13 protein-coding genes and 1 other annotated feature (1 of these 14 only partly in view) are annotated in these 16,500 nt (G+C 37.4%); of the genes, 10 read left to right on the top strand and 3 right to left on the bottom strand.

Features of this window, described 5'->3' with window-relative positions; translation table 11 throughout:
* Window positions 1-54: a binding site (T-box leader), on the bottom strand (it extends 180 nt beyond the left edge of the window).
* Between the two features lie 147 nt (window positions 55-201).
* The 6 genes from IGK96_RS10460 (at window position 202) to IGK96_RS10435 (ending at window position 8,362) form a co-directional block, all read left to right on the top strand.
* Window positions 202-1,833, top strand: coding sequence for a peptide ABC transporter substrate-binding protein (locus IGK96_RS10460; RefSeq protein ID WP_010707804.1), 1,632 nt, complete (start codon window positions 202-204; stop codon window positions 1,831-1,833).
* Window positions 1,834-1,939: 106 nt separating this feature from the next.
* Window positions 1,940-2,188, top strand: coding sequence for a GlsB/YeaQ/YmgE family stress response membrane protein (locus IGK96_RS10455; protein WP_085443311.1), 249 nt, complete (start codon window positions 1,940-1,942; stop codon window positions 2,186-2,188).
* A gap of 377 nt (window positions 2,189-2,565) precedes the next feature.
* Window positions 2,566-4,305: a DUF2264 domain-containing protein gene (locus tag IGK96_RS10450; RefSeq protein WP_050588841.1), complete on the top strand. Its 1,740-nt coding sequence runs from the start codon at window positions 2,566-2,568 to the stop codon at window positions 4,303-4,305.
* Between the two features lie 3 nt (window positions 4,306-4,308).
* Complete coding sequence (locus IGK96_RS10445; RefSeq protein WP_085443309.1) at window positions 4,309-5,136, top strand: hypothetical protein; 828 nt, start codon at window positions 4,309-4,311, stop codon at window positions 5,134-5,136.
* A 271-nt stretch (window positions 5,137-5,407) separates the two neighbouring features.
* Window positions 5,408-6,571, top strand: coding sequence for a glycoside hydrolase family 88 protein (locus tag IGK96_RS10440; protein WP_002390979.1), 1,164 nt, complete (start codon window positions 5,408-5,410; stop codon window positions 6,569-6,571).
* A 12-nt stretch (window positions 6,572-6,583) separates the two neighbouring features.
* On the top strand, window positions 6,584-8,362 hold the full coding sequence (locus IGK96_RS10435) for a glycoside hydrolase family 35 protein (protein ID WP_085443327.1): 1,779 nt from the start codon (window positions 6,584-6,586) through the stop codon (window positions 8,360-8,362).
* A gap of 24 nt (window positions 8,363-8,386) precedes the next feature.
* Here the strand turns inward: IGK96_RS10435 and IGK96_RS10430 are convergent, their stop codons facing one another.
* Complete coding sequence (locus IGK96_RS10430) at window positions 8,387-9,094, bottom strand: GntR family transcriptional regulator (protein ID WP_002366233.1); 708 nt, start codon at window positions 9,092-9,094, stop codon at window positions 8,387-8,389.
* Between the two features lie 260 nt (window positions 9,095-9,354).
* Between IGK96_RS10430 and IGK96_RS10425 the strand changes: the two genes are divergently transcribed.
* From IGK96_RS10425 to IGK96_RS10410, 4 genes are all read left to right on the top strand, one after another.
* Window positions 9,355-10,248 carry a PTS mannose/fructose/sorbose transporter subunit IIAB gene (locus IGK96_RS10425; protein ID WP_002407978.1) on the top strand — a complete coding sequence of 298 codons (894 nt, stop codon included), beginning with the start codon at window positions 9,355-9,357 and terminating at the stop codon, window positions 10,246-10,248.
* 48 nt (window positions 10,249-10,296) lie between these two features.
* Window positions 10,297-11,088: a PTS mannose/fructose/sorbose/N-acetylgalactosamine transporter subunit IIC gene (locus tag IGK96_RS10420; protein ID WP_002358771.1), complete on the top strand. Its 792-nt coding sequence runs from the start codon at window positions 10,297-10,299 to the stop codon at window positions 11,086-11,088.
* Complete coding sequence (locus IGK96_RS10415; protein ID WP_002383066.1) at window positions 11,081-11,881, top strand: PTS system mannose/fructose/sorbose family transporter subunit IID; 801 nt, start codon at window positions 11,081-11,083, stop codon at window positions 11,879-11,881. The genes IGK96_RS10420 and IGK96_RS10415 overlap by 8 nt, the downstream gene beginning before the upstream one ends.
* Window positions 11,882-11,995: 114 nt before the next feature.
* Window positions 11,996-15,010, top strand: a complete 3,015-nt coding sequence (locus IGK96_RS10410) for a polysaccharide lyase 8 family protein (protein ID WP_085443328.1) — start codon at window positions 11,996-11,998, stop codon at window positions 15,008-15,010.
* A 69-nt stretch (window positions 15,011-15,079) separates the two neighbouring features.
* Here the strand turns inward: IGK96_RS10410 and IGK96_RS10405 are convergent, their stop codons facing one another.
* Window positions 15,080-15,403 (bottom strand): DUF960 domain-containing protein, encoded by a 324-nt coding sequence (locus tag IGK96_RS10405; RefSeq protein ID WP_002355697.1) that lies wholly within the window; start codon window positions 15,401-15,403, stop codon window positions 15,080-15,082.
* Between the two features lie 251 nt (window positions 15,404-15,654).
* The gene (locus tag IGK96_RS10400) at window positions 15,655-16,263 is read right to left on the bottom strand and encodes a 50S ribosomal protein L25/general stress protein Ctc (RefSeq protein ID WP_002358773.1); all 609 of its coding nucleotides are present in this window, start codon (window positions 16,261-16,263) and stop codon (window positions 15,655-15,657) included.
* Between the last annotated feature and the right edge of the window lie 237 nt (window positions 16,264-16,500).

Below are 16,500 nucleotides of genomic sequence, written 5' to 3'. Positions count from 1 at the left end.
CCAAAGACTCTCTTCACTAAAGGAAACAGTTACTCTTCTGTTCTCTGTTTTTCAATACTGTACCACCAGAAAAAATATCTGTCAACTCTTATTCTTAAAAAAATATTTTTCTTTCAAAAAGTAAGTGCTGAAAAAGGACAAATGTATGGAAAATCATGTAAAATGTAGGTAAGTTGTTTGAACAGAAGGAGGAGTTTTGGTATGAAACAGAAAAAGTGGTTAATCGGACTTGTTGCACTGGGCTTGGTTTTAGCAGCATGTGGAAGTGGCGGTTCGAAAACAACCTCGAACGAACCAATTACACAGAAAATTAACGTCGCATCTGGTGGTGAACTCTCGACATTAGACAGCGCTCATTATACAGATGTCTATAGTTCCGATATGATTGGTCAAGTAGTTGAAGGCTTGTATCGACAAGATAAAAACGGAGATCCTGAGCTAGCTATGGCGAAAGCAGAGCCACAAGTTAGTGAAGACGGGTTAGTCTATACATTCAAGTTACGAGAAGCAAAATGGACAAACGGGGATCCAGTTAAAGCAGGGGATTTTGTAGTTGCGTTTAGAAACGTGGTCGATCCAGCGTATGGTTCAAGTAGCAGTAATCAAATGGATATTTTTAAAAATGGGCGTGCGGTGCGGGAAGGACAAGCCACGATGGAAGAATTTGGTGTCAAAGCAATCGATGACCAGACACTAGAACTAACATTGGAAAATCCAATTCCTTATTTAGCCCAAGTCTTAGTTGGAACACCTTTTATGCCTAAAAATGAAGCCTTTGCCAAAGAAAAAGGTACTGCCTATGGGACTTCTGCAGATAATTTTGTTGGCAATGGACCATTTGTAATTTCAGGTTGGGATGGCAATTCCGAAACTTGGAAATTGAAGAAGAATGATCATTATTGGGATAAAGAACACGTAAAATTGAATGAAATTGATGTTCAAGTAGTGAAAGAAATTGGCACAGGAGCCAATCTTTTTGATAATGGCGACTTAGATTACACTGTTTTAGCAGATACTTATGCACTTCAGTATAAAGAGTCAAAACAAGCGCATTTTGTACCTAAAGCTATGGTAGGTTATTTAAGCCCTAATCATCGCCGTGAAATCACCGGCAACGAACATGTTCGAAAAGCTTTTTTACAAGCGATTGATAAAGAAACTTTTGCAAAAGAAATTTTAGGAGATGGCTCGACAGCTTTAAATGGTTTTGTACCAGCTAATTTTGCAAAAAATCCAGATACAGGTGAAGATTTCCGTAAAGAAAATGGTGATTTATTGCCATATAATATTAAAGAAGCCCAAGCTAACTGGACCAAAGCGAAAGAAGAGTTGGGCAAAGATAAAATTGAATTGGAACTAATCTCAGCGGACTCAGCGATTGCCAAGAAAACCATTGAATTTGTTCAAGGGCAATTGCAACAAAATTTACCAGGTTTAACAATCAAATTAAAATCATTGCCTTTGCAAAATCGTTTGGATTTACAAACAGCAGGTAATTACGATTTAGCCTTTGGAACATGGACACCTGACTATGCTGATCCCATTAATTTTTTAGAATTTTATGACTCAAAAAGTGGCTTAAATACTTCTGGTTATAACGATTCAGCGTATGATGCGGGTCTCCAAAAAGTTAGAAAAGATTACGCTAATGAACCTGAAAAACGCTGGAATGAATTACTAAGTTTAGAAAAAACATTAATTGAAAAAGATGCTGGTGTTTTACCACTATTCCAAGGAGCCATTGGTTACTTGAAATCAGATCGCCTACAAGGTTTGCAAGTATTTTCTTTTGGTCGCACAGTATCCTATCGTTTAGCTTATGTAGAAGAATAAATTGACTTCTGAAAAGTCCTATCTTTTGAAAAAGTCTGCTTTCTGTTTTATCCTTAAAGTAGGAAAATTAACTAAAAAAATCAACTATGAAAGGTAGGTTTTTCAAATGTTTAGCTTTCTATGGGCATTAATTGTCGGAGGAATTATTGGCGCAATTGCTGGCGCAATTTTAGGAAAAGACGTGCCAGGTGGCATTATTGGAAATATTATCGTGGGCTTTTTAGGAAGTTGGGTAGCATCACTCTTGTTGCCTTCTTTAGGACCAGTCATCGGCGGTTTTCCAATTATCTCAGCGTTGCTAGGAGCGATTATCTGTATCGCTATTTACTCTTTTGTTGTAAACCGCAAGGCGTAAAATTGTATCAAAATGATATCTTGAAAAGCATCATAAAACTTGTGAAGGTTAATCAGACCATTACTTTTGATGTCTTTTCTCTCATATTTTAAGTCTATGACAAAAATCTCTTTGGATTTTTGTCATAGACTCTTTTTTTTAAAATATTTATTATGAGAATTTCCTGCGTTAGACTGCTTATTTTTCATTTATTATTCATTTTTGATAAAGGAAGTTTTGTTGGATAAAGTGAATAGCTCAAGGCTCAACAAAAATAAAGAAAAAATTAATATGTTAAGTTTGGGGAAGATGAAATGCTGCTCTCATAATATGCCGTTTTATTCATTAAACGATAGTTGAAAAAAATAAGTGCCCTTGTTATTCTTTGAATTAAACTAATGGAGGCGAAAAGCATGGAATCGTTAAAAAGTAATCTTTTTTTGACCAGAGAAGCATATTTGGAAGCTTTTGAAACAATCATGACACCTTTAAAAACGGCTATTTTAACATCAGAAAAACCTGGTGTAAATTTTGGGTCCAGTGGTGCTGTCTATGATCAGCAACATGCTGAAATGGAAGCGCTCATTCGACCATTATGGGGAATTGGACCGTATTGGGTTGCTTGTAAAGATGATGTTTTAAGAGATGCTTATGTGGAAAAATTAATCGCAGGAACTGATCCGTCATCCCCAGATTATTGGGGCGATATTGTTGATTATGATCAATATATTGTGGAAGCAGCAGCATTATCTTTAACTTTATTGCTTCATAAGACATATTTTTGGTCCTGTTTTTCTGAGAAACAGCAAGAAAATATCATGGTTTGGTTAAATAAAGCACTTGGGTGTAAAATTCCTAAAAATAATTGGACGTTTTTCAAAGTGCTCATTCGTTTGGCACTCGAGGGATGTGGACAAGTGATTAACCAAGCGGAACTAGAGGAAGAATTGGCGTTGATTGAACGCATGTATTTAGGTGATGGTTGGTATATGGATGGTAAAACTACGCAAAGAGATTATTATATTTCGTTTGCTTTTCATTATTATAGTTTGATTTGTGTCAAATTTATGCGAGAAAGAGATCCTATTCGTGCGAAACGTTTTACAGAACGAGCCGTTATGTTTGCTCAGGACTATCTGTACTATTTTGATGAGGAGGGCGAAGCGTTACCTTACGGACGTAGTCAAACGTATCGGTTTGCTCAAGGAGCGTTTTTCGCAGCTTTGATATTTGCAGAAGTAGAGGCGTTACCTTGGGGACAAATAAAAACGCTGTTAGCAAAACATTTACACTGTTGGATGCAACAGACTATTTTCACTTATGATGGTCGGTTGTCCATTGGCTATCATTACGAAAATTTAGTAATGGCAGAAGGTTATAACGCACCAGGCTCTCCGTATTGGGCTTTTAAAACATTTTTGTTGCTCGCAGTGGATCAAGACCATCCGTTTTGGCGTGCTGAACCGCTGGCTATAAAACGAGAAGAAAAGCGTTTGATAGAAAAGGGAAACATGTTATTAATCCATCCTAAAATGAAAACGCATGTCCTCGGCTATCCTGCAGGACTATGGCTTGAAAATCAAGCACATGCTGCGGCTAAATATAGTAAATTTGTCTATTCTAGCCGCTTTGGTTTTAGCGTTCCCAAAGCTGGCGCGTGTTATGAGGAGGGAGCTTTTGATAACGTATTGGCTGTTTCTCGTGATGGTGAATATTTTCGTGTTAAAGGGAAAATTCATGATTTTTATTTAACAGAGGAGCAAGTTTATTATAAATGGCTACCTTTTCAAGAAGTAGAAATTGAAACAACCATTTATCCTTTTGGAGAATGGCATGTTAGAGTACATGAAATAGTGACATCGGTTCCATTAAAAGTGCGCGAAGGAGGATTCAGTCTACCGTTACTTGGAAAATTTTCAGAAAAAGAACTTGGTAAAGAGTGGGCTAGAGTCGATTCAGGAGAATTGTGTTCGCAAATAGTTGCAATTGAAGGGTATGACCACGCAGGTATTCTTCAACCTGAACCCAATACATCGTTGTTTTTCCCAAGAACAAGTTTACCTTATTTGCAAAAAGAGCTACCAATAGGAACGCATCGCCTGATTTGTTTGGTAGGTGGTGTGACAAGGGAGGAATAAAAAATGATAAAAATCGAATTGAAAAATAAAGACAATCAGATTATTACTGGCCGAATCGATCACGAGAAGCCAGAAGCGCCATTCATGGCGGAGGGAGACACGTTAGCGGTATTAGCAATTAAACAGTACCTTTATCAAGTTGGCGATAAAATTGTAGTGACTTATACAGGGGCTACCCCTTATTTGATGGTTCAATTAGATGAAACTTTGGCTCCTTCATTGATTTATTTGAAAGAAAAAGTTTGGGAATATCAAATTCCATTAGAAGAATCTGCTCGAAAAGCTTTTGTTGAGACGGCCTTTCATTCAGCAAGGCACCAAATAATGGTTCGACAAGCGCACACGTTTGAAAAAGACAATTATCAAAATCTTTCTATGAATACACATGACCAAAAAGAATATTCAGGAGCCTATCCTCATGCGTATGCAAACGTTGAAACGAGAGACGATGCTGTTTTCTTTGCGAAAAATGCTATTGATTCTAAGTTTGGTAACTTTTCTCATGGCTCGTATCCATTTGCTTCTTGGGGAATTAACCAACAAAAGGAGGCGCAGTTAACGATTGACTTTGGCAGACCTGTAGAAACGGACTGGATCCGCTTGCTATTTCGGGCGGATTACCCACATGATAGCTATTGGGAGGAAGTCACTTTAGCCTTTTCAGATGGAGAGGAACGAGTAGTTGCCACAACGAATACCGCCTGTTTTCAAGAAATAAAGTTCCCAATGAAAACAACACAAACTTTGACATTAAAATGCTTACGAAAAGCGCTGGACTCTTCTCCGTTTCCAGCGTTGACCCAAATTGAAGTATTCGGTCGGAATAAATAACAAGAGGTCGGGACAGAACCGTTTAGCTCTGAGAAATAAGAAGAAATTTCCGAAAATTTCTCTTTGATTTTTGGAGAATTTCGGCTTATTTCCGAAGGAGTTGGTTCTGTTCCCGCCGTTTATCAGTTTTTGAGCGTGGAGCAAAAATCCAAAGTGATTTTTGTCCCACGCTCTTGTTTTTAAGAGAAATAATCAAGAAAGGTCGCTTTTTATTTTCTTTTACGTTATAATACAATAAGTTAATATGTTAACAAGTTAAGGAGTGGTGGAGATGTGTAGTCAAGAAAATAAACAAAGACTGATCTCTCTAGGAGAAAATGTCACAGATGAATGGATTCAAACGCAATTAAATGAATGCGTTTCAAAAATTGCTAAAAATATGCAGCGTTTCGGAACACAGTTTCCTTCAGCTTGTGCTACGAATGGTCGATATCGTCTCAAAGCTAACGATGATTGGACCAATGGCTTTTGGACAGGCATGCTTTGGCTGGCATATGAGTGGTCTCACCAAGAAAAATTTCGTTTACTGGCAATGGAAAATATTGACAGCTTTCAACAACGATTAGAGGAGCATTTTGTTTTGGACCACCATGACATTGGTTTTTTATATAGTCTATCGGCGGGTGCTGGGTATAAAATTACCGGTGATGAGCGCTGTAAACAAGAAGTGCTAGCTGCCGCTGAAGTATTGTCAGCACGATTCCAAGAAAATGGCTCCTTCATTCAAGCGTGGGGCCATTATGGTGATCCCAAAGAATATCGATTAATTATCGACTCATTAATGAATTTACCGCTTTTATTTGAAGCAACTAAATTATCTGGAAATAGGGTTTATGAGGAAATTGCCTCACGTCACTATCATACGTTAATGAAAACGGTGATTAAATCCGATGCGACAACTTATCATACCTATTATTTTGATCCAGAAACAGGCAAACCAAAACATGGAGCTACGCATCAAGGACATAGTGATACTTCCATTTGGGCACGAGGCCAAAGTTGGGCAATTTTAGGGATTCCCCTAAACGAAACATTTCTCCATTCCCAACCATTTCCGGAAATTTATCCACAAATAGTGGAGGTTTTTCTAGCTCATTTGCCAGCAGATTTAATTCCCTATTGGGATTTTGATTTTAATGACCAAATGCCATCTGACAAAGATAGCTCGGCACTGGCAATTGCGGCATGTGGTTTATTGGAAGCAGACAAACTACAGGCTTTTCCTCAAGCGAAAGAGCTTGCCAAAGGAATGATTTATCAATTAGGAGAATATTATCGTACGCAAAATGATTCCGAAAATGAAGGACTGCTACTCCATGGTGTTTACGCACATGCAGAAGGAAAAGGGATTGATGAACCCAACTTATGGGGCGATTATTTTTACATGGAAGCCTTAATGCGTTTAGCAAAACCATCATGGCAAAGATACTGGTAAAGGGGAAAAATGATGCAAACGTTTGAGATTAAAGAAGACTTTTTATTAAATGGACAACCAATAAAAATTATTAGCGGGGCGATTCATTACTTTCGAATGACACCTAGACAATGGGAAGATAGCCTCTATAATCTGAAAGCTTTAGGAGCTAATACAGTAGAAACCTACATTCCTTGGAATATTCATGAACCAGAAGAAGGCGTATACGATTTTGAAGGAATGAAAAACATTGAAGCATTTGTCCGCTTGGCAGAAAAACTGAATTTACTAGTTATTCTGCGTCCTTCGGCTTATATTTGTGCAGAATGGGAGTTTGGTGGCTTACCCGCATGGCTTTTGAAAGAAAAAGGCGTGCGATTACGTTCGACAGATCCTATTTTTATGACTAAAGTTCGTAACTATTTTCAAGTATTATTGCCTAAACTAGCACCACTGCAGATAACACAAGGTGGACCAGTGATCATGATGCAGGTTGAAAATGAATATGGGTCCTATGGCATGGAGAAAGCGTACTTGCGACAAACCAAGCAGATAATGGAAGAACTGGGGATTGAGGTTCCTCTTTTTACATCTGATGGCGCTTGGGAAGAGGTTTTGGATGCGGGGACGTTAATTGAAGAGGATGTTTTTGTGACAGGAAATTTTGGTAGTCATTCGAAAGAAAATGCTGCCGTTTTGAAAAAATTTATGACTCGTCATGGTAAAAAATGGCCATTGATGTGCATGGAATACTGGGATGGGTGGTTCAATCGTTGGGGCGAACCAGTGATTCAGCGAGAAGGTACCGACTTGGCGAAGGAAGTAAAAGATATGCTGGCAGTGGGTTCTTTAAATCTCTATATGTTTCATGGAGGAACAAATTTCGGCTTTTATAACGGGTGTTCGGCGCGAGGTGCAAAAGATTTACCTCAAGTCACTAGCTATGATTATGATGCTTTATTAACAGAAGCAGGAGAACCAACAGAAAAATATTATGCCGTTCAAAAAGCAATTAAAGAAGTATGTCCAGAAGTTTGGCAAGCACAACCACGCACGAAAAAACTGGGAAATTTGGGAAGCTTTCCAGTAACTGCTAGCGTATCTTTATTCGCAGTAAAAGATCAAATGATGACACCGAAGACCACCACGTATCCATTAAGTATGGAAGAAGCTGGCTCAGGCTATGGCTACTTGCTTTATTCGTTTGATTTAAAAAATTATCATCATGAAAATAAACTAAAAGTGGTCGAGGCCAGTGATCGTTTACACATTTATGTAGATGGAGATTTAGCTGCTACCCAATATCAAGAGACAGTGGGAGAAGAGCTACTCATTTCAGGGCAAACTGAAAAAGACACACTTGCGTTAGATATCTTAGTGGAAAACTTAGGTCGCGTTAATTATGGCTTTAAATTAAATAATCCCACACAAAGTAAAGGAATTCGAGGTGGAGTGATGCAAGACATTCATTTTCACCAAGGCTATCAACACTATCCCTTAACTTTTTCACAAGAGCAATTAGCCAAGATTGATTACACAGCTGGAAAAAATCCATTGCAGCCTTCGTTTTATCAAGTAACATTTGAATTAGAACAGCTAGCAGACACGTATATTGACTGTCGAGGCTACGGCAAAGGATTCGTTGTGGTCAATGGCCATCATCTAGGTCGTTATTGGGAAATAGGACCCATTCATTCGCTGTATTGTCCCAAAGAATTTTTACAGCAAGGACAAAATGAAGTAGTAATTTTTGAAACAGAGGGAATTAACATTGAGTACTTGAAATTTACGAATCAAGTAATCATAGACTAAAAAAATAGAAGTAGAAGCTGAAATTTATTCGGCTTCTACTTCTATTTTGGTTTTGAAATATTTCCAATGTTTATAACTAATAATATATTCAGCAACACTACCATCTGCGAGATAGGAATGTTTAACTTGTTTAACAGCGGGTTCACGAAAACTTAATTGAAGTAAATTCAATAACTCAGCATCTTCGGGAAAGACAATTTCATTTGTTTCTACAGAAGCCAACGAGAAGAGGTCTACTGAAAAATCTTTACGGACTCGTTCATACACACTTGCATAAGCTGTAAGGTCCTTTGAGAGCGGCTCTTTAACAAGCTTTTTGGGAAGATGTGTGATATGTACGAGAAAGGGTGTATCTTCAGAATAGCGTACACGCTTGATTCTATAATAAGAAGCATTAGCTGGTAAGCCTAATTCCTTTAAAATTTCGGCTTGATTTTCTTCTTCAATTGAAAGGACTTTAACTTTTTCAGAGTCTAAAGAATGCAACTCGATATCAGAAAATTTTACATTTTGAGAAACTTTTGATTTCGAAACAAAGGTCCCTTTTCCTTGGATACGATACAAGTAACCTGCACTGGTTAGCTCATTCAGTGCTTTGACAGCTGTGATAGAACTAACAGCATATTTTCGTTTAATATCGGCTTCAGAATAAAATTTATCACCAGGAATAAAGGTATGATTTTTTATTTCACGTAAAAGGTCTTGTTTAATTTGTTCATATTTAGGTAACATGCGATTGCCTCCATTCTAGTAATCGAATGAATTAAGCATAACATGTTAACTAGCCTTTAGCAAACACTTTGAAAAAGAGGAAAGACAATTTTTATTTAAAGAATTCAAAAAAATAAATTCAATATATTAAGATATTAGGTTTACGGATAACTTAGTATGTGTTATAGTAAGTTCGTAGAGAACATAACATGTTAAGTAGGGTCACCTACATCTAGGGAGGGAAACTCGTGGAAAACATTGTACTAATTAGTCATGGTAGCATGGCTGAAGGCGTCAAAGTTAGCTTAGAAATGATTGTTGGTCGGCAAGAACACGTGCATACAGTCTCATTACGACCAGATAGTGACAATCTTCAATTTGAGAAAGAGCTAAATGAAAAAATGAAAGCCCTTAACGGTACGACACTGATTATTGCTGATTTACTAGGAGGAACGCCATGTAACGTGGCAACAAAGAATTATTTGAACGTTGACGGAGTGGAAATTATTGCAGGGATGACGCTCTCTGTTGTGATTGAAGCAGTGGTTAATCAACAGGCTTCGATTAAAGAATTAGTTTGTTTAGCACAAGAAAATATTGTTGATGTAAAGGCTGGAATGAATCAAGCAGAACAAGAGATTTCAGAAGCCAGCAAAGAAAAAGAATTAAGTAACTATAGTCAATATGTTGGAAAAGAAAATATTGTAAACACACGGATTGATGAACGGTTAATTCATGGACAAGTAGCGGGAATTTGGTCGACAAGTCTTAGTACACAGCGAATAATTGTAGCCAATGATGAGGCGGCTACAGATCCTTTACAAAAATCATCTTTGAGAATGGCAGCGCCTTCTTCGATGCGTTTATCTGTTCTTGGAGTAGAGGCTGCCGCTAAAAATATTCAATCAGGAAAATATGGTAAACAGCGTTTATTTTTATTATTTAAAAATCCGAAAGATGTGCTCCGCTTTATCGAAGCGCAAGGACCTATCAAAACTGTAAATGTTGGGAATATGAGTTACAAAGAAGGAGCACGCGAAGTAACAAAAAGTATTCAAGTTTTACCAGAAGAAGAACAAATTTTTGAAACAATCGCTTCAAAAGGCGTCACTGTGACAGCCCAATTAGTTCCAAACGATCCAGTCGTTGATTTTATGAAAAAATTACGCGGCTAAAACAGTCAGACTAAGAAAGAATATTTTTAAATTTAGGAGGAAATTTCAATGCATTTAGCAGCGTATCAAATTATTTTAATTACTATTTATGCGTTTATTGCTATTAATGACTCACTTATTTCAAATACGTTGACGCAACCAGCTATTGCTGGAATGATTTCTGGAATGATTATGGGAGATTTAAAAACTGGTTTAATGGTTGGCGGCACTCTTCAATTAATGCGTTTAGGAATTGCTGCTTTTGGTGGAGCATCGGTACCTGATTATTTCACAGGGGCTGTTTTAGGAACCGCTTTCGCTGTAATCTCTGGAAAAGGAGCGGAGTATGGCATTGGTTTAGCTGTTCCTGTTTCTCTGTTGATGTTGCAACTAGATGTAGTGGCCCGTTTTTGTAATGTCTTTTTACTTCATAGTGTCGATAAAGCGATTGATAAGATGCAAGTAAAACGGATTCCACGTTTAGTTTTATCTGGTTCTGTTCTATGGGGACTGTCTCGTGCCATTCCGATTTTATTAATGTTATTAGCGGGGGATGCTGTAGTAACAACGATTACCGATAACATGCCAGAATGGCTAATGACGGGCTTAAAAACAGCTGGAGGAGTATTACCTGTTGTCGGTGTAGGGATTTTATTACGTTACTTGCCAACGAAGCAATATATCCCCTATTTACTATTAGGCTTTTTCTTAGCGGCTTATTTAAAAGTTCCAATGTTAGGTGTTTCGATAGTTGGGATGGTAGCAGCGATGCTTGTATTTAAACGTGATGGGGCAAAAAGCACGACACAAGCAACAACAGGAAATGGTGATTTTGAAGGAGGATATGACGGCGATGAGTAAGCATAAACTGACAAAAAAAGAATTAAATGCAATTAGCTGGCGTTATATTTTAGGAAGCCAATTAAACTGGAACTATGAACGTATGATGAGTTCAGGATATTTATACGGCATCTTACCTGTTTTAAAAAAATTCTATGGTCATGATGAAGCACAATTTCAAGATATGATGCGCACACACAATCAATTTTTTAACACCAATGCTATTTTTGGGAATTTAATTATGGGGATTGATGTTGCGATTGAAGAGCAAGATGGCTATAAAGCGAAAGAAACAATTATTGCGCTAAAAACAGCTCTGATGGGTTCTTTGGCAGGCGTGGGTGACTCTTTATTCCACGTTATTTGGGGGACGATTTTCGGCTCTGTTGCAGGGACACTGGCTCAAAATGGTTCGGTGGTGGGCTGTGTTATTTGGATTATTGCAAATATTGCACTATTGTTTGGTCGGGCCGCGCTCTTACCACTTGGTTATAAGCAAGGGGTCAAACTAGTGACGACCTTAAAAGACAAGTTATCTGCCTTTACGAATGCAGCAACTGTTCTTGGTGTGACTGTGATTGGTGCCTTAATTCCTTCAGTTATCAAGGCGACAGTTCCTTTTGTTTATAAAAAGAACGGGGTCGAATTAGTTATTCAAGATACGTTAGATGCAATTTTACCTTCCTTAGTTCCAATCTTACTTGTTCTTTTAACTTATTGGATGTTAGGTCAAAAGAAATTAAATTCCACACGAGTGATTTGGATTATTTTAATTTTATCGATTGTTTTGAGTGCCTTTGGTATTTTGGCGTAAAAAGTATATTAAGTGATTTTCAGAGAGTCGGAGAGTGTAGAAAGTATTTTTCTTCACTCTTTTTCTCTAATTCGGATGTAAGCGTTTTACGATAATTTTTTAGGAGGAGAAAGAATGAAAAACAGGAAAATATGGGTAATGCTGGTCGGACTGTTTACTGCTTTGACGAGTGGATTTATGGGAACCACCCTTACTTTTGCAGAAGAAAACGAAGCAAGCCAAACGATTGAGCAACCCTCTTACATTTCAGATTTCCCCAATCAAGTTGGGCATTGGCAAGATTTGGTGGGAACAGCAGAAAAAAAGAATGATTCTACTGGTTTATGGATCGCAAACACGAAGCAAGGGACAAACCTCGAATCTGTCTCTATCAATCTTGATGCACGCGAACAATCTTCAGGAGATCTTGAACTAACCTTTTTATATGAAGGACAAAGTAACTTCGGATTGGTTTTTCGCGGAGATAAACAAAAGACGAGTCAATGGCAATCTTTTGCTTATAATCGTGACGGCCGCTGGCAATTAGGACAACCAGGCGGTAAATGGCTAACTAATATTCCGGGACCAACATTACTAAGTGGCCAACAATATAAACTGCTGGTTCGCTATGATGGGAAAAAAATTCAAACATTCCTGAATGATCAATTATTTTATGAAAATGAAGAGGTTCATTATCCTGATGGTACGTCCATTAATGATGACTGGACGGGGGCTGTAGGAATTAGACTATTTGGTAATCTATCAAAGCTGAATATCATTTCTATGAAAAGTGGCTCCGTTGGTAGCATTCCTGTTATCGATTCATCTGCAGAATACCGAGAATTAAAAGAAAAATGGCGAAATCAGCTTGTTTCAAAAGAATATGATTCAACTAACCAAGCGCTTGTAGACTACGTCCAAAAAATCTCCAATGAAGCAACAGAACTCGATCAAACGATGAATAAAGAGCCGAACCGCAGCTATTTATGGCCACTAGAGCCTGGCAATACGCCATCGGCTGATTTAACGACTCAATTTACCAAATTGCAAAAATTAGCGTTAGCCTATGGAACGAAGGGGAGTACGCTTTACCAAGATGACAAATTGGCAACAACCATTATTGATGGCTTAGATTTTATGGTGACGCAAAAAGGGTATGATGGGAAAAAGTACCACGGAAATTGGTGGGACTGGCAAATTGGTGTGCCACAGAAGTTTCTTAATATTCTAATGATTTTAGAGGATAAAGTTTCTCCGGAAAAGCAACAAATCTATACAAATGCGCTGAGCAGTTATGTCCCAGATCCGTTTAAACAGTTGTATACAAAACCACAAGGAACGTTTGTGGATTTAGCTTTTATCCCAAATTTTGTGACATCAGGAGCGAACCGCACGGACTTAGCTTTAACTGTTTTGGGGTTAGGAATTTTACAAAAGGATAGCGGGAAAATTAACCAAGCATCCAGTAGTATCGTCGATGTATTTAAATTAGTCACAAAAGGTGATGGTTTTTACCAAGATGGTTCTTTTATCCAGCACAATAACATTCCTTATACAGGTTCGTATGGCAATGTTTTGGTGAAAGGGGTTGGACAAATTTTGGCCATTACAGCAGATTCATCTTTTCAAATGGATGCAACTCTTGTGACAGAATTTGTTGAAAATGTTGATCGTGCCTTTCTTCCTTTGATTTATAAAGGTGAAATGCTACCAACTGTGAATGGCCGTTCCATCTCAAGAGCCCCAGCAGTTGGAAAAACAGGCTATGGCTCAACTACCATGTATAATTTATTAATTGTGGCTAAATTTGCTCCTAATAATTATCAAAAGAAATTTCAAGAAGCCGTTAAATATTGGATGAAGGAGAACCCAGATTATTATTTGACAAATGCTCGTGATTTTAATGATTTACAGATGACTATGCAACTTTTAACTAATCCAGAAATTACGGGAGGGCAACTTCCTTTTACAGGCACGAAACTTTATGCTTCGATGGATCGATTTGTCCAACGCACACCTAGTTATATGTTTGGGCTAGGCTTGTATTCAAAGCGCACTGCATCTTTTGAAGCAGGGAATAAAGAAAATAAACGTGGCTGGCACACTGGTGACGGAATGATGTACGTATATAATGATGACGAGGTTCAATTTAATTCCAGCTATTGGCCAACTGTAGATCCCTATCGACTACCAGGAACAACTGTAGATACCATTTCTTTGGCAGATGAAGTTTCAGCATTTACAACAATCACATCGAAAGAGCAATGGGTTGGTGGAGTAACGTCAGAAAATCAGGCAGTAGTAGGGATGGCTCTTAATAAAGACGGGACCAAAAATAATGGGAAACTTTTACCTATGAACCTACAAGCTAAAAAATCTTGGTTTGTATTAAATGGGCAAATTATCGCATTAGGCGCAAGAATTAAAGGGGATACAGAAGCTTCGATTGAGACAGTTGTTGATAATCGTTTGTTAAATGATGCCTATCAGTATCAAGTGCTATCAAATATTGGGGAGATTCATGAGAAAAATGAAACGAGTAAAAAACAATGGTTATTACTAAAGTCGGATCATTCCAATGCTAATATGGGTTATTATTTTCCAGAAGAAACAACGGTAAATGTTAAAAGTGAAACTAGAAAAGGAACCTATAAAGCAATTAATGAAGCATTTCCAAGTGATAAAGAATATGTAGGTGATTATCGAACATTTACGATTCAACATGGTCAACACCCAACGAACGAGCATTATGCTTATGTAGTTTTACCAGGAATCGATGAAACTGATTTAAAAACATATGCTGCCAAAAAAACAGTAGAAGTTCTCTCAAATACAGAAGAAATTCAAGCAGTTAAGCAAGAAGAAGAAGGCTATCTTGGGGTTAACATTTGGTCAGAAACTGGCGGTACAATAGCAGGGATTACCTCAAATAAAGCTATTTCTTTAATGAGAAAGACACAACAACACCAAAAAACGTATACTTTCTCTGATCCCACACAAACAACTAAGACACTGACTTTAAAAATACCAAAAGATTACAGCAGAGTAATTAGTCAAAGTGACGGAATCACTTATGATGATGCAACAGAAACCTTTACTATTAATTTTGAAAATGCTGCAGGAAGTAGTAAACAAATTATTGTAGAATAACTAAAAGAAATTAAAGTAGCCTCAAATTCCAGTTTTAATCGGAATTTGAGGCTACTTTGTTGAAATTATTTAAGATTCTAACATTTCTGCAGGTAATAAAATCGTTTCACGATGGCCATCATCAAAAGCAAAAATTCGCGACGGATATGCCGTAGAATAACTAAATGGTAAGTCGATGGCCATTTCTACTGAACTATTTTCTTGAGAAAAATGGACAGTCACTTTGCCATTATTGTTCAACAAATCAAAGTGAAGTAAGTCGTTTAAAGGGATAACCCCTTTTAGATTTAAGTCAATAATCAACCAAATACTATCAATTAAGCCACTAGGTAAGCTGGAAACAACACCTAATGAAGCATAGCGGCTACGGTCACTATCAAAACGTTCAAACATATGGATGACCTCCTTTTTGTTTACTTACTTTTAGTATACTGCAAATTTTAAAAAAAGAAATTGTTTCGTTTGAAAATATTGCGTAGATTAGCAAAAATTTAATATTCCTCTGTAGCTTCCTAGCTTTGCAGGTGTCATCATTTATATAAAGAAATCAAGACATGCAGTAAAAAGAAAATGGGACGTACGTTGTTTCAACGTACGTCCCATTTCTAAAACTTAAGAGAATCAGCTGAACAAAAGTGTTTTCTTTATTCGGCTAATTCTGGTTCAGTCGTTTCAGCAGCTGTTCCTTCTTCTTCTTCAGGAGCAGTTTGTGCTTCAACAATAGCAACTAGTTGTTCTTCTGGATCAGTTAAAATTTCATAGTCTTTGTGTTCAGGTAAATCAGCGATTGTAAGAGCATCACCAATTTCTAAGTTTGTAATATCTACTTCAATTGATTCTGGCAATTTATCTGGTGTGGCTGCCACTAAAACAGTGTACAAGTTTTGAGCTAAGGTACCCCCAGCTTTCACACCTGCAGATTCACCAATTAATTGAACTTCTGCTTCGACTTCTGTTGTTTCTTTCATATTTACAGATAAGAATTCAACATGAAGCATTTGACCAGTAAAGGTATCTAATTGTGCTTTTGACATTAATGTGTTGATGTTTTTGCCATCAACTGTCATTTTAATAACGGTGTTAGCACCATGTTCGCGTAAAATTTTTGATAAGTCTTTTTCTTCAAAATAGATTGGTGTACTTTCAATTTGGTAACCGTAAACAATGGCAGGTACTTTCCCTTCGTGACGTAGCTGATTTCTTAGTGAACGTGGACGGATAGCTCTTTCTTTAACTTCTAATTGTACTGACATAACCTAATTCCTCCTTGAAATAATGAGTGATTTGGTTAAACTCAGAAACAAAACATAATGGAAAAAAGAAACTCTTTTTTCAGTTGTTCTTGTCTAGAAAAATGCTAACAATAATCAAAAAATCCCCACAAATATTGCCAGGCAACACTCATGGGAATGGTTCATTGTTATCGTTGTTCTCTCCCAGGTCATTACGCTGTTTTTGAGAAACCTTTATTTACTTTACTTATTAACCGT

This window comes from Enterococcus sp. DIV0682 (genome assembly GCF_051712685.1).
In the GTDB taxonomy this organism is placed as follows: domain Bacteria; phylum Bacillota; class Bacilli; order Lactobacillales; family Enterococcaceae; genus Enterococcus; species Enterococcus faecalis.
The sequence above is the reverse complement of the archived record's forward strand: the minus strand, read 5'-3'. Positions and strand labels throughout refer to the sequence as shown.

Bases quoted from the DNA above. Each gene is read 5' to 3' on its own strand.
- IGK96_RS10435 (WP_085443327.1), top strand. From the start codon at position 6,584: ATGCAAACGTTTGAGATTAAAGAAGACTTTTTATTAAATGGACAACCA.
- IGK96_RS10400 (WP_002358773.1), bottom strand. From the start codon at position 16,263: ATGTCAGTACAATTAGAAGTTAAAGAAAGAGCTATCCGTCCACGTTCA.
- IGK96_RS10430 (WP_002366233.1), bottom strand. From the start codon at position 9,094: ATGTTACCTAAATATGAACAAATTAAACAAGACCTTTTACGTGAAATA.
- IGK96_RS10420 (WP_002358771.1), top strand. From the start codon at position 10,297: ATGCATTTAGCAGCGTATCAAATTATTTTAATTACTATTTATGCGTTT.
- IGK96_RS10425 (WP_002407978.1), top strand. From the start codon at position 9,355: ATGGCTGAAGGCGTCAAAGTTAGCTTAGAAATGATTGTTGGTCGGCAA.
- IGK96_RS10460 (WP_010707804.1), top strand. From the start codon at position 202: ATGAAACAGAAAAAGTGGTTAATCGGACTTGTTGCACTGGGCTTGGTT.
- IGK96_RS10410 (WP_085443328.1), top strand. From the start codon at position 11,996: ATGAAAAACAGGAAAATATGGGTAATGCTGGTCGGACTGTTTACTGCT.
- IGK96_RS10440 (WP_002390979.1), top strand. From the start codon at position 5,408: ATGTGTAGTCAAGAAAATAAACAAAGACTGATCTCTCTAGGAGAAAAT.
- IGK96_RS10405 (WP_002355697.1), bottom strand. From the start codon at position 15,403: ATGTTTGAACGTTTTGATAGTGACCGTAGCCGCTATGCTTCATTAGGT.
- IGK96_RS10450 (WP_050588841.1), top strand. From the start codon at position 2,566: ATGGAGGCGAAAAGCATGGAATCGTTAAAAAGTAATCTTTTTTTGACC.
- IGK96_RS10415 (WP_002383066.1), top strand. From the start codon at position 11,081: ATGAGTAAGCATAAACTGACAAAAAAAGAATTAAATGCAATTAGCTGG.
- IGK96_RS10455 (WP_085443311.1), top strand. From the start codon at position 1,940: ATGTTTAGCTTTCTATGGGCATTAATTGTCGGAGGAATTATTGGCGCA.
- IGK96_RS10445 (WP_085443309.1), top strand. From the start codon at position 4,309: ATGATAAAAATCGAATTGAAAAATAAAGACAATCAGATTATTACTGGC.